The organism is Yersinia enterocolitica, assembly GCA_002082245.2.
Lineage (GTDB): Bacteria > Pseudomonadota > Gammaproteobacteria > Enterobacterales > Enterobacteriaceae > Yersinia > Yersinia enterocolitica_E.
Genome location: NBTC02000002.1, coordinates 260,501 through 284,808, shown reverse-complemented (window position 1 = coordinate 284,808; position 24,308 = coordinate 260,501). Strand labels below are relative to the sequence as shown.

The following is a 24,308-nucleotide window of genomic DNA, read 5'->3' as shown; positions in this document are numbered from 1 at the left end:
CCTTTTCTTTTCCTTGCAGCTTCGCCCATTCAATCATGGCGTTATCAGTGCCATAATGGCCCGGTTATCAAAGGAGAATGGAATGAAATTTGTCGGTGCACATGTCAGCGCAGCAGGTGGTGTAGACCAGGCTGTTATTCGGGCGCACGAACTTGAGGCCACCGCCTTTGCCCTGTTTACCAAGAATCAACGTCAGTGGCGTGCCGCACCGCTGGCAGAAGATGTGATAGAGAAGTTCAAGCAAGCTTGTGAGCTATACGGTTATAGCTCCGCTCAAATTCTGCCACATGACAGCTATCTAATTAATCTGGGCCATCCCGTCACTGAAGCGCTAGAAAAATCCCGCGAAGCCTTTATCGACGAGATAGCCCGCTGTCAACAACTGGGGCTGTCATTACTGAATTTCCACCCAGGCAGCCATTTACTGCAAATTGATGAAGATAAGTGTCTGGCACGTATTGCCGAATCTATCAATATGGCGCTCGATGTCAGTGAAGGGGTGACAGCAGTGATTGAAAACACCGCCGGTCAGGGCAGTAATCTGGGGTTTAAGTTTGAGCATCTGGCCGCCATCATTGATGGGGTGGAAGATAAGAGCCGCGTCGGTGTCTGCATTGATACTTGCCATGCTTTTGCTGCCGGTTATGATCTGCGCACGGAAGAAGATTGCGAACATACCTTCAAGCAACTTAGCGATATCGTCGGGTTTCAGTATCTGCGCGGTATGCATCTTAATGATGCGAAAAGTGAATTTAACAGCCGGGTCGATCGACACCACAGTCTCGGTGAGGGCAATATTGGTAAAACCGTGTTCAGCTATATTATGCGTGATCCCCGTTTTGATAATATCCCGCTGATTTTAGAAACGGTCAATCCTGATATTTGGGCTGAAGAGATAGCCTGGCTGAAGTCACAAGCTGAACTCACAAGCTAACGTTTAGCTGAATGGTATTTAGCCGAATCACAGTGAGTAAACATAAAAAAAACCGGCACATAAGGCCGGTTTTTTATGGGTGAAGCTTATGATGCCAGGCTTATGCCGCTTTTGCGACCACGACATCAGCGCGTTTCAACATCGCATACAGACCACCGGCCAATACGGTACCGGCAATGATTGCCACCAGATACAGCAGCACCGGATGAATTGCCCCAGGGATCAGTAACACGAACAAACCACCGTGTGGGGCCATCAGTTGCGCACCGAATGCCATAGACAATGCACCTGTCAGCGCACCACCGGCGATACAGCACGGCAAGACACGCATCGGGTCACGGGCAGCAAACGGAATTGCCCCTTCAGAGATAAAGCACAGCCCCAGAACCAATGCAGCCTTGCCCCCTTCCTGCTCACCTTTGTCAAACTTGTGACGTGCCAACAGTGTTGCCAGTCCCATCGCCAGCGGAGGAACCATCCCTGCGGCCATGATAGCGGCCATCGGCGCGTAAACAGAAGAACTCAGGAGTGCCACACCAAACGCGTAGGCGGCTTTGTTCACCGGCCCCCCCATATCGGTACACATCATGGCGCCGAGGATAGCCCCCAACAACACGGCATTGGCGGTACCCATGGATTGCAGCCAGTTAGTCAGACCTGCCATGATTTTTGCCACCGGCGTACCGACCACATAAATCATAATCAAACCCACTATCAGACTCGCTACCAGTGGAATAATCAATATCGGTTTAAGTGCTTCCATACTTTGCGGCAAACGCAGCTTAGTGCTGATTGCTTTCGCCACATAACCGGCCAGGAAACCTGCGATAATACCGCCGAGGAAACCAGCCCCGGTACTCACTGCCAACATCCCGCCAATCAAGCCTGGGGTCAGACCCGGACGATCAGCAATTGAGAATGCAATGAAACCGGCCAGAACAGGTACCATCAGCGCAAAAGCAGAACCGCCACCAATTTGCATCAAGGCGGCAGCCAATGTGCCTTTCACTTCAAAGGCTTTAATACCGAACACAAATGACAGGGCAATACACAAGCCGCCAGCAACCACCATTGGCAACATGTAAGACACACCGGTCAGTAGGTGACGATAAGGACCACCGGTTTCTGTTTTTTTGGTACCGGTGCTGCTGCCGGTTTTAGGCTGATAGACTTCAGCTTCAACCAGTGCTTTATCCAGTTCTTGTACGGTTTTCTTCAGCGCCAAACCTGTCGTGGTACGGTACATCGGTTTGCCAGCAAACTTATCCAAATCCACTTCAATATCCGCAGCAACAATCACCAGATCAGCCGCAGCCACTTCTTCTGGTGTAATTGCATTACCGGCACCAACGGAGCCTCGGGTTTCTACCTTCACCCACCAGCCACGTTTTTTCGCTTCACTTTCAATGGCTTCAGCAGCCATAAAGGTGTGTGCTACGCCTGTCGGGCAGGCGGTAATAGCCACAATACGTTTCGGGCCAACCACCGTGGTGGTCGCGGGTGCGACAGCAACCGCAGCCTGGTAAGGTTTAGCCTGCGCAATGGCTTGCGCCAGGAAACCATCAGGATCGCGCACCGCTTTTTCCACATCACCGATATAGAGTTTTTTACCGTTCAGCGCACTGTCAGCCGGGGCTGATTGCCCGGCGACAATCACCAGCTCTGCATCAGTGGCATTCTCAACCCAGCTCAGTCCTGCTTTTGCCGCCGCAGCACCCAACATCAGTGTCGCAAGGTGGCCTCTGGCCTGCCCGAGCGAACTGTCTATTATTAGTAGCGTTTTCATTTCGCCTCCAGGGATTAATTAAAGGGTTTCAGGTCGACTCTTGCCATCATGGCTGCCAACTGCGGGCGATCCGTAATACCAACATTGCTCTGACTCACCGCCAAAGCTGCAACTGCTGTTGCCAGACGCAGCGTGTGCTCGCTGGACTCGCGCATTAACAAACCATAAATCAGGCCACCGACCATGGAGTCACCAGCACCGACGGTACTGACCACTTCACAGGCGGGTGGTTTTGCCAACCAGGCACCCGACGCATTGACCCATAATGCCCCTTCAGCCCCGAGAGAAATCACCACATGAGCAATCCCTTGATCACGCAGAGCGTGTGCAGCTTCTACCACATCACCCAATTCAGGTAATGGACGACCCGCCCAGATCTCCAGTTCACGACGATTGGGTTTCACCAACCAAGGTGAGGCTTTCAGGCCTGCGACCAATGCTTCACGACTGCTGTCGAAAATAATGCACGGGCATTGGCTACGCAGGCGTTTCATCCAATCGGTAAAGTCATCAGGGTTTACGCCCTCGGGCAAGCTACCACTGACCGCGACCATATCGAATTGCCCCAACCAGCTCAGCGAGTCAGTGACAAAACGATCCCAATCCGGTTTATTGACTTCAAAACCGGAGAAGTTGAAATCGGTCACTTCGCCATCTTTTTCTGTCAGTTTGACGTTAATGCGAGTACGGCCCGGTACCACCTGAAAGCGGTTAGCAATACCCAGCTCGCTGAATAACAGTTGAAAACCGTCTTGGTTATCTTTACCCAGGAAGCCACCGACCGTGACATCAATCCCTAGGTCTTTCAGCACCTTGGCAACATTAATCCCTTTACCAGCGGCATGCAGGCCGGCAGTTTTCACCAAATTAACTTCACCGCGTTCAATTTCAGGGCAAAAACCCACCAGATCATAAGCTGGGTTCAGCGTGATGGTTGCAACTCTTCTGCTCATGCTGCCCCCTCGCCCAAACCGGCGGCGATAGCTTCACCAATAGCATCCAATGCTGCTTGTGCATCTTCACCACTGGCGGTAAAGCGCAGGCGATTGCCTTTTTTAACCCCTAAAGCCACAACTTTCATCAGACTACGTCCATTAGCGGGTTTACCGGTGCCGTCCAGATTGGTCACGGTGATTTCACTGGTAAACTGTTTGATTGTATTGACTAAAATCGTCCCTGGGCGCGCATGTAACCCGTGTTCATTACGGATAGCAAACTCAGCGCTTAATACTTCATTCTGCTCGACATACTCACTGGTGAGCAACGCTAGCAAGGCGGCAGCATCAGCGTTCAGCAAAGCGTCAGCTTTTTTCGCCAACAGTAAATCACTTAAATAGTTCAATACCGACAGCGGTTGGTCATCGGCCACGGAGAGCGTCAGCAACAGCGCCACTTTTTCGCCATGGTGCTCAAATGCAGCTACCGGGCGGCTTACTGTGGCAGCACTGACCAAATTACCTTCAGTACTGTCGCTCAGCCAGATACCCTGTCCCAAATTGAGTGGCTCACGGGTAATGACATCGCTGACAAAATGAGCATCTACTGCGCCAATTTGTTGCAAGCGACCGGCATTCAGTGCTTGCAGCGTGATCAGATTGTCAGCCGCCACATCGATTGCGATCAGTGACGTGTCAAAATGGAATTCAGCGGTTTTTTGCTCACCCATCAGCAAACTGCGTAACTCTTCAGCCGAGGTAGTTTTCGCCAGACGTGCAGCAACGGCATCATCACTTAATACATGGGTCAGTTGGCGTAACAATGCCAGATGTTCATCTGAACGCGCGGCGATACCGATTACAATATAGGCGGTTTGATCTTCGCCCCATGCAATACCCTGCGGGAATTGGAAAACTTGCACACCGGTGTTTAGCACCAGGTCGCGAGTATCAGTGGTACCATGTGGAATGGCAATGCCATTACCCAGGTAAGTAGAGGTTTGCTGCTCGCGGGCCAGCATGCCATCGACATAAGCGGCGGCAACACAGCCAGCCTGAGTAAGTGCTGCAGCAACCTGAGTAATAGCATCGTTTTTGCTGTCTGCCTGTGCAGCCAGATGGATATCTTGCGTAGATAACTGGAACATAAATCTCCTCTCTTGCTGAAATTGAATCGTTTCAGCTTTAATGAGAAAAAGGAGCGTTACCCTTTATCATTTGGTGACGAGATAACGCTGAAACGTTTCAAGTAGTGTGTTTCCGACTGAGAATATATGCAAGTTTTCTGCTTCTATTCTTGATGGATTTTTGACAGCCCGCACATTTTCGTGGTGAATATAACTCCGTCAGCAGTAAAAAAACCATAATAGCTGATGGTTGCTGACCTTCATTTAACAGGAGTCCGTACAATGTCCGTTGCAGTCGGTGTGGGTGTCATTATCGTTAATCAACAAGGTGAGGTGTTACTGGGTAAACGTTGCGGTCAGCACGCCCCTTATTGGTCGATTCCCGGTGGTCACATGGAGGCTGGAGAGTCTTTTGAACAAGCCGCAAAACGTGAAATAGCCGAAGAAACAGGCTTAAATATCAAAGATATAAGTGTTATCGCGTTATGCAATAACATCGCCACCTGGCGCGCAGAAGGTAAACATACCGTTTCCGTTTGCTTGTTGGCGCAACACGCCGGTGGGCAGCCAGAGCTGAAAGAACCAGACAAGTGTCAGCAATGGCTATGGTGCAATCCGCGGGAATTACCCGAACCTCATTTTGAAGCCAGTCGTCATGCCATCGATTTATGGTTAAATAAGCAGTTCTATTATCCCTTCGACTAAAAAATAGCGCTATACCCGTCATACTTCAAGCTGCATGTGCGTTGGCTGCCATCACTCACCCGAGTCATTGAGTTATCTCAACTCCTTGGGTTCATTTCGTTGCCGCCTTCCTGTAACTTGAATTATTTAGGTTATATAACAAGGTATATAACCCTTTAATTCAGAGAGTTATTTGTGGTATAGCGCTAAAACTGACTGATACCTCGCATTTATATTCAGCAAATCTGAACTAATATTGCTAAATACCCCTAACGAGTTAGTCATCAGCACCAAATCCCCCTACAATAGACCTACTTATTTTATGGGAAATACTTATCGCTAGTAGATAAGGGTATGTTGGCAGATTATCTGGCCTTTTGAGTATCGAGGCATTAGATAACTTCGTTTTACCAATAACTATTAGATATATTAAGTGGGGCAATTTATGAGCAAGAAACAAACTGGCTTCGTGAAGCGACGCCGGTGGGGATGGTTATGGCTCCTGCTGATCGGCATCATTATTGGTGCTGCACTATTAGCAGGTACCGCCACCGTCTTTCATAAAACCAGTGATACCGCGTTCTGCGTGTCCTGTCACACCATGCAACAGCCATTGGCTGAATATCAAGGCAGTGTCCACTTCCAAAACACCAAAGGCATCCGTGCTGAATGTGCTGACTGCCATGTGCCACACGAACCGCTTGATTATCTGTGGACCAAAATCCGCGCGGTCAAAGATATCTACGGTGAAATGGTTGGCACTATTAATACACCTGAGAAATATGAAGCCCATAAACTCGCCATGGCGCAGTCGGTATGGAAAACGCTAAAAGAGAATGACTCGGCCACTTGCCGCTCATGTCACAGCTTTGATGCGATGGATATCACCGGGCAAAGTGCTGAAGCGCGGATTCAGCATCCGGTGGCAATTAAGCAAGGTGAAACCTGTATCGATTGCCATAAAGGTGTGGCCCATATCCTGCCGGATATGAGTGAGGTGACCCAGGCTGGCGCGGCAGAGTTGGCAACGGCGGCGGCACAAACACCCGCAACGGCGACCACTTTATATACCATCGCCACCGAGCCTTTCTTTATGAATGCTGGTGACAGCCATAACGCCGGTAACCTGATGCCCTCAACACAAGTTGAAGTGGTAAAACAGCAAGGTGATCAGGTGTTGGTTGATGTTAAAGGCTGGCAGCAAGATGGGGTGGCCGAAGTGTTCTATGCCGCACAAGGGAAACGTATTCTGAGTGTATTACTGGGCGAGGACGCACAAAAAGCGCTGAAAACATTGAATACGCAAACCGATGCAGAAACCAATCTGGTTTGGCATCAAGTTGCACTACAGGTGTGGTTACCTAAGAAACAACTCGTTGATGATCAACAGAAAATTTGGCGCTATGCCGCAGATATGATGTCGGCCAACTGTACCGGCTGCCACGGTTTAACCGCACTGGATCGCTTCAACGCTAACCAATGGATTGGGGTAATCAAAGGCATGGCACCACGCACCTCCCTGACTCAGGAACAGTTGCGTGTGATGACACAGTATGTACAAAAACATGCCAGTGATATGCCGGCCAAGCTGTAAATAAGAGGCGAAAATGACTAAATACGAACAACAACCGTTAGAAATGAGCCGCCGTCGCTTCTTACTCGGAACCAGCGCACTGGCTGTATTGCCTATCGTTGGTGGCCTGTGGCCCAAATCTGCATTAGCCCAAGCCATCAGTCAGGCATTACCTCAGTTTCTGGCACTGCGTCAGGCGCAAAAAGGTATTCTGACCGGCGCTCATTGGGGCGCATTTGAAGCTATCGTTGAGAACGGCCGGATGATCGGTGTGCAACCTGTCAAAGATGATCCATGGCCGAATGACCTGATCACTATGGCACCCTATCAGGTGCATGCCGATAACCGCATCAAATACCCGATGGTGCGTAAAAGTTGGTTGGAAGGCGGCCCCGGCAGCCATACCGAACTGCGTGGCCGGGATGAGTGGGTACGCGTCAGTTGGGATAAAGCCACTGAACTGGTATGCGGCGAAATTGTGCGGGTGCAGAAAGACCACGGTCCGCAAGCGCTGTACGCCGGATCTTATGGCTGGAAAAGTGTGGGGATGCTACATAACAGCCGCACGCTACTACAACGCTTAATGAACCTGAGTGGGGGTTTTTTGGGCTATGCCGGTGACTATTCAACCGGTGCGGCACAGGTGATTATGACCCACGTCATGGGGTCAATGGAGGTCTACGAACAGCAGACGGCCTGGCCAAACGTGGTAGATAACAGTGAACTGGTGATCCTCTGGGGCTGTAACCCAATGATCACCTTGAAAAACAGTTGGAATATCCCCGATCATGTGGGTCAAACTGGTTTTGAAGCGCTGAAAAAGAAAGGTACCAAAGTTATCAGTATTGATCCGGTGCATAACGACAGTGCTAAATTCACCAATGCACAATGGATTGCGCCACGGCCATATACCGACAGCGCCATGTTGATCGGTATCGCCCATACGCTATTGACAGAAAAACTGCATAATCCTGACTTTATAAAAACCTACACTATTGGTTTTGATAAATTCCAGGCCTATCTGCTCGGTGAAACTGACGGTCAGCCGAAAAACGCAGAATGGGCGGCGGATATCAGTGGTGTGGATGCCGATGTGTTGCGCCAACTGGCGCGAGATATGGCTAAACAGCGCACCATGATTATGGGGGGTTGGGGGATTCAACGTCAGCATCACGGTGAGCAGCAACACTGGTTACTGGTCACGGTCGCGGCAATGCTGGGCCAAATTGGCCTGCCGGGTGGCGGCTTTGGCTTCAGCTATCACTACTCCTCTGGCGGTAGCCCAACGGCCAAGGGCGGCATTTTACCGGGGATTTCTGCCGGGAGTGCACCGAAGAACTCACCATCGCCGATTCCAGTGGCGCGGATTGCCGAATGTTTGGCCAATCCAGGGAAAGTCATTGATTTCAATGGCACCAAAGTCACCTATCCAGATGTCAAAATGGTCTATGTGGCCGGTGGCAATACTTTCCATCAGCATCAGGATACCAACAATCTGGTGAAAGCCTGGCAGCACCCTGAAACCATTGTGGTTAACGAACCCTATTGGACCGCCACCGCCAAGCACGCCGATATTGTATTACCGGCGACCACCAGCTATGAGCGTAATGATCTGGAAATGGGCGGCGACTACTCACAACTTTATGTCTTCCCGATGCACCAGTGCGTACCGCCACAGCATGAAGCGCGTAATGATTTTGATATCTTCGCGGCGATGGCCACCAAGCTGGGGGTGATTGATGCCTTTACCGAGGGCAAAGATGAGACTCAGTGGCTGAAAGCGATGTACGACGATATGAAGTCACAGGCCCGTACCGCACGGGTCGCCCTGCCGCCATTCGATATGTTCTGGCAATCGAACAACTACATTCGCTTCCCTATCCCCGAAGCGAACCAGCAGTGGGTGCGCTTTGCTGATTATCGTGACAATCCATTGCTCAACCCGCTGGGTACCCCATCTGGCAAGATTGAGATCTACTCCGATACTATCGCTAAAATGGAATACGCCGATTGTCAGGGGATCCCGACCTGGATGCCACCTCATGAATGGTATCGCGGGGTGGAAGCGAAGAAATATCCACTGTCGCTAAACACCGCACACCCAATCAACCGGCTGCATTCACAGTTAGATAACACACCACTACGTGAAAAATACGCCGTGGCCGATCGGGAAGCGATACTGATAAGCCCACAGGATGCCAAGGGGCGTAACATTGTTAATGGCGATTTAGTCCGTGCGTTCAATGACCGTGGGCAGATATTGGTAGGTGCTGTGGTATCTGAAGATGTACGTCCAGGGGTGGTGCGCATCAGCGAAGGGGCATGGTTTGACCCGGCGGATCCAGCGGTACCGGGTTCCCTTTGTAAGAACGGCAATATCAACTGCCTGACTTTCGATATTGGTTCTTCCAGTCTGGCGCAGGGTAACTGTGGGCAAATGGCGCAGCTTGAGATTGAGAAGTATACCGGACCGGTGCTGAAAAACACCGCGCATGCGGTTCCTGCTGGGGCTTAGCCACCAGAAGAACCAAGGGTTAAGCGTACCAACGGGCACTCCGGCGTTTCGCGTCGTTTACGGCCCGAACAGCACGCTTCCCCTTAGATTACTGACAAAGTCCCGGCCTCTTGGCTGGGACTTTACTTTAATAGGGGTAGGCTAAAAGGTGGTCAAGAGACGGTTTTTATTCCCCAACAAGGAGCACTTCAATCCCACCTTTTCGTAATCCATTCAAACTTTCCTCTGGAATACCTTTATCGGTGATAACCATATGTATGCGCTGGGTATCAATTATTTTATGCAGGCTGGAGCGGTTAAATTTACTGGAATCAGTGACCACAATGATGCGTTCCGCGACTTCACACATTCGGCGATTTAGGCGAGCTTCGTCTTCATTATGCGTGCTCACACCGCGCTCAAGACTGATGGCGTCTACCCCCAGAAAAAGTATATCGAAATGATAATTTTGCAAGGACTGGTCAGCCTGATCCCCATAGAAGGAAAGGGACTGGCGGCGTAAGTGCCCTCCTGTCATCAGCAATTCCACGCCCTCAGCCTCAAGCAGCGCGTTCGCCACATTCATACCGTTTGTCATAGCAATGACCTCCTTATGATTACGCATATGACGCGCTATTTCATTAGTGGTCGTGCCCGAGTCTAGAATCACACGGTGCCCAGGTTTAATCAGATTTGCAGCAACGCGAGCAATATCGCGTTTTAAAGAAATATTAAGGGAGCTTTTATCTTCTACCGTGGGTTCAACGCCAGGTGTGCCAGCATCACACACCAGCGCACCGCCGTATGCACGTACAGCAATCCCCTGCTTTTCCAGAAAGGCCAAATCGTTGCGGATAGTCACCGTAGAAACACCAAAGAATGACGATAAATCATTAACCTGAACACTTCCTTGCTGACGAAGCCGCTGAATGATCTGCTCACGCCTTTCACTGGTACCCGTTATACGCTTGTCCATTACTGAATCGGTATTGCTCATATCAGATCCTTCCCAAAAGCCTTTCGTTTCATTTCACTTTATCTATTAACACCTTTCTTTTGCCGGAAAGCAAGTCTTTACATCAGGCCAAACCGTGCTACCACCCGATAAAAAAGCCTTTCATTATGTTTCTTTTGCGAAACAGATCCCATTTCCATTATCTTTCGTTTTGTTTTTATCAACCCATAAAGCAGTATCAATGAAACAAACCGAAAGACTAAAGTAATCAAAACCCCATACGGAGAGGAAAGTGAAACATTTAACCGAGTTTGTGGCCGACCATAAGCACGATAAGCGATGTGGCATTTTTGCCGTCTGTTCTGCTCACCCATTGGTTCTGGAAGCAGCAATGCGCCACGCCCGGGACGCGCAATCCATCTTATTAATAGAAGCCACCTCCAATCAGGTGGATCAGTATGGCGGCTATACCGGTATGACCCCAGATGACTTCCGTGGTTTTGTTGAGCAAATGGCGGATAAACACCACTTCCCTCGCAATCAGTTGGTGTTAGGGGGCGATCATCTGGGGCCAAATCGCTGGCAAAACGCCCCAGCCGCAGAGGCTATGTTTCATGCAGAAGAACTTATTCGCCATTATGTCGCGGCTGGCTTTAAGAAAATTCACCTTGATTGCAGTATGTCTTGTGCAGATGACCCCGTGCCATTAACAGATGAAATCGTCGCCGGGAGAGCAGCAAGGCTTGCCTTAATTGCAGAACAGACCCGCAAGGAAAAACAAGGTTCGTCTGATCTGGTTTATGTTATTGGAACGGAAGTCCCTGTTCCAGGAGGAGCACATGAAACGCTGTCAACGCTGGTGGTCACCTCTCCCCAAGCGGCAAAAGCAACGCTTGAGGCTCATCGTCATGCTTTTGAACAACAAGGTCTGCACGACCTGTGGCCACGCATTATCGGGCTAGTCGTCCAACCCGGTGTAGAATTCGATCATACTCATGTTATTGATTATCAACCTGAGAAATCTCTTGCTCTGAGCCAGACTATCGAAGAGTTTGACACGATGGTCTTTGAAGCTCACTCCACCGATTACCAAACTCCGCTCGCCCTACAACAGCTAGTTCAGCACCACTTTGCCATTTTGAAAGTGGGTCCGGCACTCACTTTCGCGTTACGTGAAGCGCTATTTTCACTGGCCGCTATCGAGCAGGAACTCCGCCCCGCATACCAATGTTCGGGGCTACGAGATGTGCTGGAAAGCGTCATGCAGGAACACCCGGAGCACTGGAAACAGCATTATCACGGTAATAACGATGAACGTCGTCTGGCGCGCGGCTACAGCTATTCTGATCGCGTTCGTTACTACTGGCCCGATCACCACATTGACGAGGCTTATGCTCGGTTAGTAAATAATTTAACGGACAAACCGCTGCCCTTGCCGTTGATCAGCCAGTATCTGCCACTTCAATACGTTAAGGTCCGTGAAGGCCGGCTCGCGGCAACACCGCACGAACTGATTATTGACCATATTCAGGATGTATTGCGCCAGTACCATGCAGCCTGCATGGGAACATCGTCATCCCATTAACACAATGATAATAAGGAATAAAACATGCCAAACATTGTATTAAGTCGTATTGATGAGCGCCTGATTCACGGCCAGGTTGGTGTTCAATGGGTTGGTTTTGCCGGAGCAAATCTGGTGTTGGTTGCCAATGATGAAGTTGCCGAAGATCAGGTTCAACAAAACCTGATGGAAATGGTTCTGGCAGAAGGGATTGCCGTGCGCTTCTGGCCACTGCAAAAAGTGATCGACAATATTCATCGTGCAACCGATCGGCAGAAAATTTTACTGGTCTGCAAAAGTCCCGAAGACTTTCTAACGCTGGTCAACGGTGACGTACCCGTGGCCCGAATCAATGTCGGCAACATGCATTATGCCGAAGGTAAACAACAAATAGCGAAAACCGTCTCTGTCGATGATCAGGATATTGCCGCTTTCTATGGCCTGAGAAAAGCAGGGGTGGAATGTTTTATTCAGGGCGTGCCGACCGAGCCCGCTCAGGATCTCTACAAACTCCTCTGAGGTATTTTCTATGGAAATTAGCTTATTACAGGCATCCGCGTTGGGGATTCTGGCCTTTATTGCTGGCTTGGATATGTTCAACGGCCTGACACATATGCACCGCCCGGTGGTCCTTGGGCCGTTGGTTGGCCTGATCCTTGGCGACCTTCATATGGGGATACTCACTGGTGGTACTCTGGAACTGGTCTGGATGGGGCTTGCTCCACTGGCCGGTGCCCAGCCGCCGAATGTGATTATCGGTACTATTGTCGGCACGGCTTTTGCTATTACTGCCGGTGTAAAACCGGAGGTCGCGGTTGGGGTTGCCGTGCCGTTCGCCGTGGCGGTGCAAATGGGCATCACCTTCTTGTTCTCTATCATGTCTGGTGTGATGGCGCGCTGCGACCGGATGGCGGCAAATGCGGATACCGACGGCATTGAACACGTTAATTATCTGGCCCTGCTGGCTCTGGGGACGTTCTATTTTCTGTGTGCATTCTTGCCCATCTATTTTGGTGCTGAGCATGCGAAGACGGTCATTGATGTCTTGCCAGCCCGCCTGATAGATGGCCTTGGTGTCGCCGGTGGCATCATGCCTGCAATCGGCTTTGCCGTATTGCTGAAAATAATGATGAAAAACGTTTATATCCCCTACTTCATTCTTGGCTTTGTTGCTGCGGCCTGGCTGAAACTGCCGGTACTGGCGATTGCCGCCGCAGCCTTGGCAATGGCGTTAATCGATTTCATGCGTAAAGACTCAACTCCGCAGCAGACTTCCAGCACTCAGAAAGAGGAATTCGAAGATGGCATCTAATACTCAGGTTCTGCCAAGCGCTAACGTCACTGAAAAGCCGGTCATTGATAGCAACGACAATATCTATGAAGACCAAAGTATCGGTGCGGAGCTGACAAAGAAAGATATCAACCGCGTGGCATGGCGTTCCATGCTGCTGCAAGCCTCATTTAACTATGAGCGTATGCAGGCTTCTGGCTGGCTGTATGGCATATTGCCCGCGCTGAAAAAGATCCACACCAATAAAAATGATCTGGCGCGGGCGATGAAAGGCCATATGGGGTTCTTCAACACCCATCCTTTCTTGGTGACGTTTGTCATCGGCATCATACTGGCGATGGAACGTTCAAAACAGGATGTGAACAGTATTCAAAGTACGAAAATCGCTGTTGGTGCGCCACTGGGAGGAATTGGTGATGCGATGTTTTGGCTGACCTTGCTCCCCATCTGTGGCGGTATTGGAGCCAGTTTGGCTCTGCAAGGTTCGATCCTCGGCGCCATCGTATTTCTCGTGATGTTTAATGTCGTCCATCTTGGGCTTCGTTTCGGGCTTGCTCACTATGCCTATCGCATGGGTGTCGCAGCTATCCCGCTTATCAAAGCCAATACACTTAAAGTGGGGCGAGCGGCGTCTATCGTTGGGATGACGGTGATCGGTGCACTTGTCGCCACCTACGTTCGCTTGTCCACCACGCTTGAAATCACCGCAGGCGATGCTGTGGTTAAGCTGCAAACCGATGTTATCGACAAACTGATGCCAGCCTTCCTTCCACTGGTATACACCCTCACGATGTACTGGTTAGTGCGCCGTGGCTGGAGCCCTCTGCGACTCATCGGGCTGACCGTGGTATTAGGCGTTGTTGGAAAATTTGGCCACTTTTTGTAAGCAAGAGGAAACTCCATGTTAAGCATTATTCTTAGCGGTCACGGTGGGTTTGCCACCGGACTGGAAAAAGCGATGAAACAAATACTTGGCGAACAACAGCAAGTGATAGCCATCGATTTTCCTGAAAGCTCCTCCACCGCGCTGCTTACCGCTCAGTTTGAAGAGGCGTTAGCTAATCTGGATGAAAAAGAAGGGCTAATTTTTTTGACGGATTTGCTCGGAGGTACCCCCTTCCGAGTGGCCTCGACGCTGGCAATGCAGAAAGCAGAACGTGAAGTGATCACCGGAGTAAATCTACAGCTTTTGCTGGAGATGGTGCTGGAGCGCGATGGCCTCAGTAGTAAAGAGTTTCGCCTTCAGGCGCTAGAGTGTGGTCACCGAGGGTTGACCAGTTTGGTGGACGAAATGGGCCGTTATCGCGAAGCCGCCCCTGTCGAGGAAGGAATATGACAGCACTGTTGCGGGCCAGACGGGTGCTAACCGAGCATGGCTGGCTCGACGATCATCAGTTACACATAGATGGCAACACCATCGTGGCCATCGAGCCAATCCCCGCAGGGGTTACGCTGCGCGACGTTGAACTACTGTGCCCAGCCTATATCGATATTCATGTCCACGGCGGTGATGGTGTCGATGTCATGGATGACTCGCCAGAGATACTGGATCAGTTGGCATTGTATAAAGCACGCGAAGGGGTGGGTGGCTGGTTGCCGACCACCGTCACCGCTCCCCTTGGGGAAATAGAGTGTGCACTGCGGCGTATTGCGCAGCGCTACCATCAAGGTGGACAAGGTGCGACGGTGTTGGGTAGCTATCTTGAAGGCCCTTACTTCACCCCGCAGAACAAAGGGGCACATCCACCGGAGCTGTTCCGTGAGCTGGACATTACCGAGCTAAATAGGTTGATTGACGTGTCACAAAACACATTACGTGTTGTGGCATTGGCACCTGAGAAATCGGGTGCGCTGGCGGCAATTAAGCATCTAAAAAGCCAGGGGATAAAGGTCATGCTCGGCCACAGCGCGGCGAACTATGAAGAAACTATTCGTGCGTTTGATGTGGGAGCCGATGGACTGGTGCATTGCTTTAACGGTATGACAGGTCTTCATCACCGTAATCCCGGCATGGTTGGCGCAGGGCTCACCGATAAGCGAGCATGGCTTGAGTTGATAGCAGATGGTCACCATGTTCACCCCGCAGTAATGAGCCTTTGCTGTAGCTGCGCCAAGCCTCGAATATTGCTGATAACCGATGCGATGAGCGCGGCTGGCATGCCTGATGGTGACTATGCGATTTGCGGTCATCCAGTAACAATGCAACAGGGTATTGTCCGTACTGCCTCTGGCGGGCTGGCCGGAAGTATACTTTCGTTGGATGCAGCGGTGCGAAATCTGGTCAATAACGTGGGTGTACCTGCTGCGGATGCAATTCATATGGCCTCGCTGCACCCTGCCAAAATGCTGGGGCTTGACCACACATACGGCTCTCTATTGGCAGGCAAACGAGCCAACATTATCGCGCTTGATTCGCGGCTCATGCTACAAACCATTTGGATTGATGGACAACGAATCGCCCTGTAGACCTTTCATTATATATCACTTTGGTTTGTGGCCAATTCCGCCACAAACCTTTCCTTTCCTTTCTTTATGCTCTAGCTCACTTATTAAATAAATATAATATATTCATATAAATCAATAAAATAAAAACAAAAAGCCCACTTTCAGATCACGTTTTTCGTTTTATTACTTTTCTTATATTGACCTTTCGTTTTCTTTTCTATAGATTTTCACTTAGACATAAAATTGATGAAATGAAATGAAACGAAAGATTGTCATGTTCTACTTTGTACTGACCCATTGAATATGTACTACTAAGGACTGAGTTATGAGCGAAACCCAATCTGCCGGTACTTGCGGCACATCAACCTGGACTGAAAAAGAGATCCGCCAGCAACCAGCAAGCTGGATCCGATCGTTAAAAAACATTGAACGTCAACGTAACGATATCGACACTTTCCTTGCGCCGCTCCTGCAAACATCTGACCTACAGATTGTCCTGACAGGTGCCGGTACCTCAGCATTTATCGGCGATATTATTGCGCCGTGGCTGTCGCGCCATAGCGAGAGAAATTTTGTCGCAGTGCCCACAACAGACCTCGTTACTAACCCTGCTGACTATTTATCTCCCCAGCGCCCGACACTGCTCATCTCCTTTGCACGCTCTGGTAACAGCCCTGAAAGCGTCGCCGCAGTGGACTTAGCCAACCAACTCGTCAGCCAGTGCCACCATCTGGTCATCACCTGCAATGAAGCCGGCAGCTTGTATCACAATGCGTTGAAAAGTGATAACGCACTGGCGCTGTTAATGCCAACCGAAACCCATGACCGTGGTTTCGCCATGACCAGTAGCATCAGCACCATGATGGCCAGTTGTTTGGCTGTCTTCGCCCCCGAGGTCATCAACAGCACCAGTTTTCAGGATGTAGCAACGCGCTGTAAGCAGATAGTTGCTTCGCAGGGCGACTTTAGCACTGCCGTATTTGGTGACCTTCCCTTTAAACGGATTGTTTACCTCGGCAGTGGCGGATTACAAGGCGTGGCGCGCGAATCAGCACTGAAAGTGCTGGAGCTAACGGCTGGTAAATTAGCGGCGTTTTATGAGTCCCCCACCGGCTTTCGCCACGGACCAAAATCACTGGTTAACGCTGAAACGCTGGTTGTGGTGTTTGTTTCAAGCCACCCTTATACCCGTCAATACGACCTCGATTTGCTGGCTGAGTTGCGCCGCGACCAACAAGCGATGCGCGTCGTAGCGATTTGTGCCGAATCCAGCCCAGAAATCGACGCAGGCCCGCATATTTTGTTACCCGCAGCCCGAGAATTTATTGATGTCGAACAGGCGTTCTGCTTCCTGATGTACACACAGATTTTCGCTCTCAGCGAATCTATCAAAGCAGGTATCACCCCCGACACGCCTTCCGCCAGCGGCACGGTAAACCGTGTAGTGAAAGGCGTCGTTATTCATCCCTGGAAAGGCTGAGAGGATCACTACATGAGCATTATTTCTACCAAATATCTTTTGCAGGATGCGCAGGCTCGGCGCTACGCCGTACCTGCTTTTAATATCCATAACGCGGAAACCATTCAGGCCATTCTAGAAGTTTGCAAAGAGATGCAATCACCGGTGATCCTTGCAGGTACGCCCGGCACCTTTAAGCACATCGCTTTTGAAGAAATCTACGCACTGTGCGAAGCCTACTCTGAAAGTTATGGCATGCCGCTCGCGCTGCATCTCGACCATCACGAGTCACTGGACGATATCAGCCGCAAGGTCAACGCCGGTGTACGCAGTGCGATGATTGACGGCAGCCACTTCCCATTTGCTGAGAATGTGTCTCTGGTGAAGAGTGTTGTCGATTTTTGTCATCGCCACGATTGTAGCGTTGAAGCTGAGTTAGGGCGTCTGGGGGGGGTGGAAGACGATATGGATGTCGATGAGGAGAGTGCTTTTCTCACTGACCCACAAGAAGCGCGTCGCTTTGTGGAACTTACCGGTGTCGATAGCCTCGCGGTTGCGATCGGAACAGCCCACGGCCTGTACGCCAAACGGCCCAAAATTGATTTCCAGCGCCTGGCAGAAATCCATGAAACCGTCGATATTCCATTGGTTCTACATGGTGCAAGCGATGTCCCTGATGACTATGTCAGACGAGCCATTGAACTGGGTGTTTGCAAAGTAAACGTAGCAACTGAGTTGAAAATCGCCTTCGCAGCGGCGGTGAAAAAATGGTTTGGCGATAACCCGGAAGGTAACGACCCACGCTATTACATGCGCGTCGGTATGGATGCCATGAAAGACGTCGTGCGCAGTAAAATCATCGTCTGTGGATCAGCTAATAAGTTAATCCCCGAAACTGAAACCTCGCTATAAATCTTGTGTCATCAAAATGTTGCCCGGCTACCGTCGGGTAACATCATGAATTCTAATCATTATCAGACTCAAAGCACCGACTCAAAATGCAAATAACCTTTCTGGACCTCAAATAACAAGGATATCGTATGAGAACAATCATAAAGAGCTCGTTATTATTATTGCTGATGAGCAATGGCGCCTTTGCCTCCGAATACTTGCTGAATAACAATAAAATCTCCCTCTCTTTTGACGATACAAACTCAGCGGTGGTGATGAAAGATAAGCTTTCAGGCCACAAGCTTGCGCCGGTGGAGTTGTTCTTTCTAACACTGCCCAACGAAGAGGTTATTCACGCAGCCGATTTTAAAATTAAAAATGTCAGCCAAAAAGATGATGCAATTCATATCGACTATGAACATAAAGATTTTGATGTCACCGTGGTGCTCAACGTACTAAAAGGTCAATACGCCAGTATTGACTACCGTATTCAGGCCAAAGGTCAGGCACGGGATGTTGCGAAAATCACCTTCTTCCCAACCAAAGGGCAATCCCAGGCACCTTATGTGGACGGCGCAATTAATAGCTCCCCCATTATCGCTGACAGCTTCTTTATTCTGCCGGAAAAACCGATCGTCAATACCTATGCATATGAAACAACAACTAATCTGAATGTCGCGTTAAAAACACCGATTAAAATGGAGACGCCCGTCAGCTTCACCCTGTATTTCGGCACGTTTGAAGAAAACAACCAGTTGCGTCGCAGCTTTAACCAATTTATCAACAGCATGCGCGCGCGCCCATATCAACCCTACCTTCACTACAATAGCTGGATGGATATTGGTTTCTTCACCACCTACACCGAGCAAGAAGTACTCAACCGGATGGATACCTACGCCGACGAACTGATTAAAAAACGCGGGGTAAAACTTGATGGTTTTCTACTGGATGACGGCTGGGATGACCGCACCGGTAAATGGCTGTTCGGCCCAGCATTCAGTAAGGGATTCGGCGGAGTGAAACAGAAAGCTGACAGCTTACATACTTCGGTAGGTTTATGGCTGTCACCTTGGGGAGGCTATAACAAACCGCGCGATATTCGCGTCTCACATGCCAAAGAAAACGGCTTCGAAACCGTTGATGGGAAATTCGCACTCTCCGGCCCCAATTACTTCCGTAATTTTAATGAGCAAATCATTAAGCTTATCAAAAACGAACATATCACCTCCTTCAAGCTAGACGGTATGGGCAACGCCAATTCGTATATCCCAGGCAGCCAGTTCGCCTCTGACTTTGACGCCTCCATCGAGCTGATTAAAAACATGCGCGAGGCCAATAAAGATCTGTTTATCAACCTGACCACCGGCACCGATGCCAGCCCCTCATGGCTGTTCTACGCGGACGCTATCTGGCGTCAGGGCGATGATATCAACCTGTTTGGCAAAGGTTCCCCCGCTCAGCAATGGATGACCTACCGCGATGCTGAAACCTACCGTTCCATCGTGCGCAAAGGCCCGCTATTCCCGATAAACTCGCTGATGTACCACGGCATTGTTAGCGCGGAAAATGCCTATTTTGGGTTGGAAAAAGTGCAGACCGACCATGACTTTGCTGATCAGGTCTGGAGCTACTTTGCAACGGGAACCCAACTACAAGAGCTTTACATCACGCCGTCCATGTTAAATAACAACAAATGGGATACGCTGGCGACCGCCGCTAAATGGTCACGGAAAAATAGCGATGTGCTGGTTGATACCCATTGGATTGGCGGTGACCCTACGGCACTGGACGTTTATGGCTGGGCCTCATGGAATAAAGATAAAGCGGTATTTGGATTGCGTAATCCATCCGACAAAGAACAAAGTTACTATTTAGATCTCACTAAAAACTTCGAAATTCCGAGCGGCGAAGCAACGAGCTTCACACTTAAAACGGTATATGGCACCAATGCAACTCTGCCACTCGATTACAGTAAGCCGGTGATTGTTACGCTAAAACCACTGGAAACACTCGTCATCGAAGCAACACCGATGACTAATATGAAGTAACGCGCCTATCAGACCTGTCGTAATAATGCCGCCCGTTCTATCACGAAGGGGCGGTATCCGCTTCCAGCTTAATCAAATAGACCAACGCTTGTTCTCGGGTATCAGCGCACATCTCCCGCAATGCTTGTAAGCTGGCACATACTGCCGGGCGAGAAGGGGAATGAAAAATGGCGCAACGCATAGTCTCATCCAAATGCAGACAACGGGTATTGGCAGGCTTACCGAATGGCATACCGGGGATCGGGCTGGAAATAGAAGGAGCAATACAGCAGGCACCGCAATCTGAGCGACAGTCCATCAGCAGGCTCCTGTAGGCTGGTGGAATAACAGCAGACAATAGCAATCACCCCCATTAACTACCAGCACTATCCTTGCTCGGCGGTTTAATAACCGATCCATGCCATAGGCGGTGCTTTTCACCTCCGCACCATCAGTTCACTTTTTAACCGTTACAATCCCAGTTTGTACGATATTCAATCACAAGTTAATACCATTACCAGACTAATCACTGATCATATGATCGGCATGAGTATATTCGTCTGTTTACAGAATCCTCGCCAACATGTACCATTAAGCTAGTACAAAAGAACCACTAACCTATCATTTATAGCCCGCGTCATTAACGTTACAGCAAGGCAACAAATTCTGCTGTAGCGGCAAAGATGAAGGATATTTGGAGTTACCGATGTCGATGGATGTATCCCAACCGTTATCACGCCCTTCCGTTCTTGGCGGAGCGATGATAGTCGCCGGAACCGCTGTAGGTGCGGGAATGTTCTCAATCCCAATCGTCACAGCCGGGGTATGGTTCAGCGGCTCAGTAATACTGCTGATTTATACCTGGGCTTGTATGCTGATTTCTGGCTTGATGATTTTGGAAGCTAACCTGAACTACCCCGCCGGGGCCAGCTTTCACACCATGGTACAAGACCTGCTGGGTAAGATCTGGAGTTCCATCAATGGATTGTCGATAACCTTTGTGCTCTACATCCTGACCTACGCCTATATCTCCGCCGGTGGCTCAATCATTTCTCACACCCTGCAAAATGTCGTGGGGATTGGTCAGACCGGTGCTGGCTTTATCTTTGTGTTATTGGTCGCATTTATCGTTTGGTTATCGACCCGCGCAGTGGATCGCTTAAGTACGATATTAATCGGCGGAATGGTAATTACATTTGTCATGTCGGTTGGTGACATGTTTAGCCATGTACAAAGTGCCATTCTATTCAATCAAACTGATAGCAGCGCCCACTATTTACCTTATGCACTGGCCGCACTGCCCTACTTACTGACCTCATTTGGTTATCACGGTAATGTACCGGGGCTGGTGAAGTACTACCACAAAGACAGCAAAGCAGTGGTGCGCAGCCTGCTGTACGGCACCCTGATCGCGTTAATCATTTATGTCCTATGGCAGTATGCTATTCAAGGTAATATCGCCCGTGACGCCTTCAAACAGGTGATTGCTGACGGTGGCAACATCGGTAGCCTGCTAAAACAGATGGACACCATTTCGACCAGTCAGGCCACCAGCCAGTTACTCAATGCCTTCTCTTATATGGCGCTGGCTAGCTCATTCCTTGGGGTATCTCTGGGGTTGTTTGATTATATCGCCGACTTCTTTAAATTTAGTGATACCCGTAACGGGCGGACTAAATCAGCACTGATCACTTTTGTGCCACCGACCCTCGGTGCGCTGCTGTTCCCGAATGGTTTCTTATATGCCATTGGATTTGCCGGTTTAGCGGCTACCATTTGGGCGGTAATTGTGCCAGCGCTGATGGCGCGGGCCAGCCGTAAACGCTTCCCACTGGCTGTTTATCGTGCTCCCGGCGGGCGTTTGATGATTGGTTTTATCATCCTGTTTGGTTTGATCAATGCCATTACCCATATTGCCGCACTATTGGGCTGGTTACCGGTCTATCAATAGGGTCATTTTTACACCGGAATAACACTCTTTTTAGCGCTATCTCCAAAGCGTTTACTGTTGCCGCCAGGCCGCAAGCGAATACCCCCAGCAACTTCAAATATGGCGGCGATATTTGCTTGCCTGAAACTGGCGGCGCGAGTAACTTGTCGCAACTTATCTTCAATCCTGATTGGCGGTTAATAAATGGCTAGAGCTAACGAAATAAAACGTGGTATGGCGGTCAACCTCAACGGCAAGTTACTGCTGGTGAAAGATATTGATGTGCAAAGCCCAAGCGCCCGTGGCGCAAGTACCCTGTATAAAATGCGGTTTTCTGATGTGCGGACCGGTTTAAAAGTTGAAGAGCGTTTTAAAGGCGATGAGATCCTCGATACCATCACCCTGACCCGCCGATCAGTGAATTTCTCTTACATCGATGGCGACGAATACATCTTTATGGATGATGAAGATTTCACCCCTTATAACTTCAAAAAAGAACAGATCGAAGAAGAGCTGTTATTTATTCCTGAAGGGGGCATGCCAGGCATGCAGGTTCTGACGATGGATGGTCAATTATTGGCGCTGGAATTGCCGCAGACCGTTGATATGGAAATTGTTGATACCGCCCCAAGCATTAAAGGCGCATCGGCCAGTGCTCGCAACAAACCTGCTGTGATGAGCACCGGCTTATCTATTCAGGTGCCGGAATATATCAGCCCGGGTGAGAAAATCCGTATTCATATTGCAGAACGCCGTTATATGGGCCGCGCTGAATAATACCCAATATTCTTAATTTTTCAATATGTTAAGAGCCGGAAATCCGGCCCTTAACTGTTTTATACCCTATAGATTTCAAGATGCAGGAAGGCGGCAAGCAAGATAACCCCGATGAGCTTACATAAGTAAGTGATTCGGGTTATTGAGTGCAGCCAACACACCTGCAGTTTGAAAGATGGCGGGTTATTTTAGCTCAGGGAAGAACGCCCGCTTCAGCGCCAACTCCACACCACGCACCTCAGCTAACCCTTTCAAACGGCCAATCGCCGAATAGCCCGGATTGGTTTTCTTATGCAAATCATCCAGCATCTGATGACCGTGGTCTGGGCGCATCGGGATCGGACGCATATCACCGGCAGTCTGGCGGCGTTGCTCTTCGGTCAAGATGGCTTTGACGACGGAATACATGTCCACATCGCCTTGCAGATGGCCGCCTTCATGGAAGGTCTTTGGGTTCCCTTCGCGGCAGGTCGAGCGTAAATGCGTAAAATGAATACGATCACCAAAGGTTTCGATCATCTTCACCAGATCGTTGTCAGCCCGCACCCCATAAGAGCCGGTGCACATAGTAAAACCGTTATGAATACTATCAACTGTCTCTTTCAGCCACTGCATATCTTCAATGGTGGAAACAATCCGCGGTAGGCCAAGGATTGGGCGCGGTGGATCATCGGGATGTACCGCCATACGCAGACCAACCTGTTCGGCAACCGGTATAATGGCTTGCAGGAAGTGAGCCATATTTTCACGCAGTTGCGCTTTATCGATGCCGTCATACTCCGCCAAACGTGCACGGAATTGATCCAGTGTATAACCTTCTTCAGCCCCCGGCAGACCAGCAATAATATTGCCCGTCAGCTTGGCAATATCCGCTTCAGTCATCGCATCGAAGTAATCTGCTGCCTGCGCCTGTTCTTCCGCAGTGTAATCATTCACCGCACCAGGGCGTTTAAGGATATGCAGTTCGAAGGTAGCAAATGCTATCTGATCGAAACGTAATGCTTTGGAACCATCTGGCAGTTGATATTCCAGATCTGTGCGTGTCCAGTCGAGCACTGGCATAAAGTTATAGCACACGGTATCAATACCGCAGGCAGCCAGATTACGCAGCGTTTGCTGATAATTTTCAATATGTTGCTGATAGTTGCCACTGTGCGTTTTGATCTCTTCATGAATCGGGACACTTTCAACTACCGACCACACCAAACCTTTTGCGGCAAGCTCTGCCTGACGTTGCTTGATCTCACTCACCGGCCATACTTCACCATTCGGGATGTGATGTAATGCTGTCACTACTCCAGTTGCACCCGCCTGACGGATATCATCCAGCGACACCGGATCATGCGGGCCATACCAACGCCATGTTTGTTCCATTTATTTTTACCTTCTCTGCGTAAACTGTTCAGGTGCTAAAAATGTTGTTATACCGATTTCCA

Annotated in this window: 21 protein-coding genes; 15 read left to right on the top strand and 6 right to left on the bottom strand. The window is 49.8% G+C overall.

Going from position 1 to position 24,308, the window contains the following annotated elements:
• Positions 1-82 precede the first annotated feature (82 nt).
• A complete protein-coding gene (locus A6J66_002640) occupies positions 83-934 on the top strand; it encodes a deoxyribonuclease IV (protein ID PNM23182.1) in 852 nt (283 codons plus the stop codon).
• A 100-nt stretch (positions 935-1,034) separates the two neighbouring features.
• On the opposite strand, the gene A6J66_002635 is transcribed toward A6J66_002640, so the two are convergent.
• The 3 genes from A6J66_002635 to A6J66_002625 are packed head-to-tail and all read right to left on the bottom strand — an operon-like array spanning position 1,035 to position 4,803.
• Complete coding sequence (locus tag A6J66_002635) at positions 1,035-2,720, bottom strand: PTS fructose transporter subunit IIBC (protein PNM23181.1); 1,686 nt, start codon at positions 2,718-2,720, stop codon at positions 1,035-1,037.
• Positions 2,721-2,734: 14 nt separating this feature from the next.
• The gene (locus A6J66_002630; GenBank protein ID PNM23180.1) at positions 2,735-3,673 is read right to left on the bottom strand and encodes a 1-phosphofructokinase; all 939 of its coding nucleotides are present in this window, start codon (positions 3,671-3,673) and stop codon (positions 2,735-2,737) included.
• The gene (locus A6J66_002625) at positions 3,670-4,803 is read right to left on the bottom strand and encodes an HPr family phosphocarrier protein (GenBank protein PNM23179.1); all 1,134 of its coding nucleotides are present in this window, start codon (positions 4,801-4,803) and stop codon (positions 3,670-3,672) included. The genes A6J66_002630 and A6J66_002625 overlap by 4 nt, the downstream gene beginning before the upstream one ends.
• 261 nt (positions 4,804-5,064) lie before the next feature.
• Here A6J66_002625 and A6J66_002620 point away from each other — a divergent pair, with 261 nt between their 5' ends.
• The 3 genes from A6J66_002620 (at position 5,065) to A6J66_002610 (ending at position 9,554) form a co-directional block, all read left to right on the top strand.
• Positions 5,065-5,487, top strand: a complete 423-nt coding sequence (locus A6J66_002620; protein PNM23178.1) for an NUDIX domain-containing protein — start codon at positions 5,065-5,067, stop codon at positions 5,485-5,487.
• 424 nt (positions 5,488-5,911) lie between these two features.
• Positions 5,912-7,060 carry a cytochrome C gene (locus A6J66_002615; GenBank protein PNM23177.1) on the top strand — a complete coding sequence of 383 codons (1,149 nt, stop codon included), beginning with the start codon at positions 5,912-5,914 and terminating at the stop codon, positions 7,058-7,060.
• A gap of 13 nt (positions 7,061-7,073) precedes the next feature.
• A complete protein-coding gene (locus tag A6J66_002610) occupies positions 7,074-9,554 on the top strand; it encodes a trimethylamine-N-oxide reductase TorA (GenBank protein PNM23176.1) in 2,481 nt (826 codons plus the stop codon).
• A gap of 166 nt (positions 9,555-9,720) precedes the next feature.
• Here the strand turns inward: A6J66_002610 and A6J66_002605 are convergent, their stop codons facing one another.
• A complete protein-coding gene (locus A6J66_002605; GenBank protein PNM23175.1) occupies positions 9,721-10,530 on the bottom strand; it encodes a DeoR family transcriptional regulator in 810 nt (269 codons plus the stop codon).
• A 250-nt stretch (positions 10,531-10,780) separates the two neighbouring features.
• Here A6J66_002605 and A6J66_002600 point away from each other — a divergent pair, with 250 nt between their 5' ends.
• From A6J66_002600 to A6J66_002560, 9 genes are all read left to right on the top strand, one after another.
• Complete coding sequence (locus A6J66_002600) at positions 10,781-12,073, top strand: tagatose-bisphosphate aldolase (GenBank protein PNM23174.1); 1,293 nt, start codon at positions 10,781-10,783, stop codon at positions 12,071-12,073.
• Positions 12,074-12,097: 24 nt separating this feature from the next.
• Complete coding sequence (locus A6J66_002595) at positions 12,098-12,571, top strand: PTS N-acetylgalactosamine transporter subunit IIB (GenBank protein PNM23173.1); 474 nt, start codon at positions 12,098-12,100, stop codon at positions 12,569-12,571.
• Between the two features lie 10 nt (positions 12,572-12,581).
• Positions 12,582-13,364 carry a PTS mannose/fructose/sorbose/N-acetylgalactosamine transporter subunit IIC gene (locus A6J66_002590; protein ID PNM23172.1) on the top strand — a complete coding sequence of 261 codons (783 nt, stop codon included), beginning with the start codon at positions 12,582-12,584 and terminating at the stop codon, positions 13,362-13,364.
• Positions 13,354-14,229 (top strand): PTS N-acetylgalactosamine transporter subunit IID, encoded by an 876-nt coding sequence (locus A6J66_002585; GenBank protein PNM23171.1) that lies wholly within the window; start codon positions 13,354-13,356, stop codon positions 14,227-14,229. Before A6J66_002590 ends, A6J66_002585 begins: the two co-directional genes overlap by 11 nt.
• 15 nt (positions 14,230-14,244) lie before the next feature.
• Positions 14,245-14,679 carry a PTS N-acetylgalactosamine transporter subunit IIA gene (locus A6J66_002580; GenBank protein ID PNM23170.1) on the top strand — a complete coding sequence of 145 codons (435 nt, stop codon included), beginning with the start codon at positions 14,245-14,247 and terminating at the stop codon, positions 14,677-14,679.
• Positions 14,676-15,809 carry an N-acetylglucosamine-6-phosphate deacetylase gene (gene nagA / locus A6J66_002575; GenBank protein ID PNM23169.1) on the top strand — a complete coding sequence of 378 codons (1,134 nt, stop codon included), beginning with the start codon at positions 14,676-14,678 and terminating at the stop codon, positions 15,807-15,809. Before A6J66_002580 ends, nagA begins: the two co-directional genes overlap by 4 nt.
• A 304-nt stretch (positions 15,810-16,113) precedes the next feature.
• Positions 16,114-17,268 (top strand): SIS domain-containing protein, encoded by a 1,155-nt coding sequence (locus tag A6J66_002570; GenBank protein PNM23168.1) that lies wholly within the window; start codon positions 16,114-16,116, stop codon positions 17,266-17,268.
• Positions 17,269-17,280: 12 nt separating this feature from the next.
• Positions 17,281-18,159 carry a tagatose bisphosphate family class II aldolase gene (locus A6J66_002565; protein ID PNM23167.1) on the top strand — a complete coding sequence of 293 codons (879 nt, stop codon included), beginning with the start codon at positions 17,281-17,283 and terminating at the stop codon, positions 18,157-18,159.
• A 128-nt stretch (positions 18,160-18,287) separates the two neighbouring features.
• Complete coding sequence (locus A6J66_002560) at positions 18,288-20,186, top strand: enterotoxin (GenBank protein ID PNM23166.1); 1,899 nt, start codon at positions 18,288-18,290, stop codon at positions 20,184-20,186.
• 40 nt (positions 20,187-20,226) lie between these two features.
• On the opposite strand, the gene A6J66_002555 is transcribed toward A6J66_002560, so the two are convergent.
• Positions 20,227-20,484, bottom strand: a complete 258-nt coding sequence (locus tag A6J66_002555) for a hypothetical protein (protein ID PNM23165.1) — start codon at positions 20,482-20,484, stop codon at positions 20,227-20,229.
• 387 nt (positions 20,485-20,871) lie between these two features.
• On the opposite strand from A6J66_002555, the gene A6J66_002550 reads away from it, so the two are divergent.
• Together A6J66_002550 and A6J66_002545 are read left to right on the top strand one after the other, a co-directional pair.
• On the top strand, positions 20,872-22,116 hold the full coding sequence (locus A6J66_002550; GenBank protein PNM23164.1) for a tryptophan permease: 1,245 nt from the start codon (positions 20,872-20,874) through the stop codon (positions 22,114-22,116).
• Between the two features lie 183 nt (positions 22,117-22,299).
• Complete coding sequence (locus A6J66_002545; GenBank protein ID PNM23163.1) at positions 22,300-22,872, top strand: elongation factor P-like protein YeiP; 573 nt, start codon at positions 22,300-22,302, stop codon at positions 22,870-22,872.
• A gap of 183 nt (positions 22,873-23,055) precedes the next feature.
• Here A6J66_002545 and uxuA read toward each other — a convergent pair whose 3' ends face one another.
• Complete coding sequence (gene uxuA / locus A6J66_002540) at positions 23,056-24,246, bottom strand: mannonate dehydratase (protein ID PNM23162.1); 1,191 nt, start codon at positions 24,244-24,246, stop codon at positions 23,056-23,058.
• Positions 24,247-24,308 lie beyond the last annotated feature (62 nt).

Excerpts from the sequence above, each read along its gene's own strand:
- A6J66_002595 (PNM23173.1), top strand. The coding sequence starts at position 12,098 with ATGCCAAACATTGTATTAAGTCGTATTGATGAGCGCCTGATTCACGGC.
- A6J66_002570 (PNM23168.1), top strand. The coding sequence starts at position 16,114 with ATGAGCGAAACCCAATCTGCCGGTACTTGCGGCACATCAACCTGGACT.
- A6J66_002555 (PNM23165.1), bottom strand. The coding sequence starts at position 20,484 with ATGGACTGTCGCTCAGATTGCGGTGCCTGCTGTATTGCTCCTTCTATT.
- A6J66_002580 (PNM23170.1), top strand. The coding sequence starts at position 14,245 with ATGTTAAGCATTATTCTTAGCGGTCACGGTGGGTTTGCCACCGGACTG.
- A6J66_002625 (PNM23179.1), bottom strand. The coding sequence starts at position 4,803 with ATGTTCCAGTTATCTACGCAAGATATCCATCTGGCTGCACAGGCAGAC.
- A6J66_002640 (PNM23182.1), top strand. The coding sequence starts at position 83 with ATGAAATTTGTCGGTGCACATGTCAGCGCAGCAGGTGGTGTAGACCAG.
- A6J66_002545 (PNM23163.1), top strand. The coding sequence starts at position 22,300 with ATGGCTAGAGCTAACGAAATAAAACGTGGTATGGCGGTCAACCTCAAC.
- A6J66_002585 (PNM23171.1), top strand. The coding sequence starts at position 13,354 with ATGGCATCTAATACTCAGGTTCTGCCAAGCGCTAACGTCACTGAAAAG.
- A6J66_002590 (PNM23172.1), top strand. The coding sequence starts at position 12,582 with ATGGAAATTAGCTTATTACAGGCATCCGCGTTGGGGATTCTGGCCTTT.
- nagA (PNM23169.1), top strand. The coding sequence starts at position 14,676 with ATGACAGCACTGTTGCGGGCCAGACGGGTGCTAACCGAGCATGGCTGG.
- A6J66_002605 (PNM23175.1), bottom strand. The coding sequence starts at position 10,530 with ATGAGCAATACCGATTCAGTAATGGACAAGCGTATAACGGGTACCAGT.
- A6J66_002565 (PNM23167.1), top strand. The coding sequence starts at position 17,281 with ATGAGCATTATTTCTACCAAATATCTTTTGCAGGATGCGCAGGCTCGG.
- A6J66_002610 (PNM23176.1), top strand. The coding sequence starts at position 7,074 with ATGACTAAATACGAACAACAACCGTTAGAAATGAGCCGCCGTCGCTTC.
- A6J66_002560 (PNM23166.1), top strand. The coding sequence starts at position 18,288 with ATGAGAACAATCATAAAGAGCTCGTTATTATTATTGCTGATGAGCAAT.
- A6J66_002550 (PNM23164.1), top strand. The coding sequence starts at position 20,872 with ATGTCGATGGATGTATCCCAACCGTTATCACGCCCTTCCGTTCTTGGC.
- A6J66_002630 (PNM23180.1), bottom strand. The coding sequence starts at position 3,673 with ATGAGCAGAAGAGTTGCAACCATCACGCTGAACCCAGCTTATGATCTG.
- A6J66_002620 (PNM23178.1), top strand. The coding sequence starts at position 5,065 with ATGTCCGTTGCAGTCGGTGTGGGTGTCATTATCGTTAATCAACAAGGT.
- A6J66_002615 (PNM23177.1), top strand. The coding sequence starts at position 5,912 with ATGAGCAAGAAACAAACTGGCTTCGTGAAGCGACGCCGGTGGGGATGG.
- A6J66_002635 (PNM23181.1), bottom strand. The coding sequence starts at position 2,720 with ATGAAAACGCTACTAATAATAGACAGTTCGCTCGGGCAGGCCAGAGGC.
- uxuA (PNM23162.1), bottom strand. The coding sequence starts at position 24,246 with ATGGAACAAACATGGCGTTGGTATGGCCCGCATGATCCGGTGTCGCTG.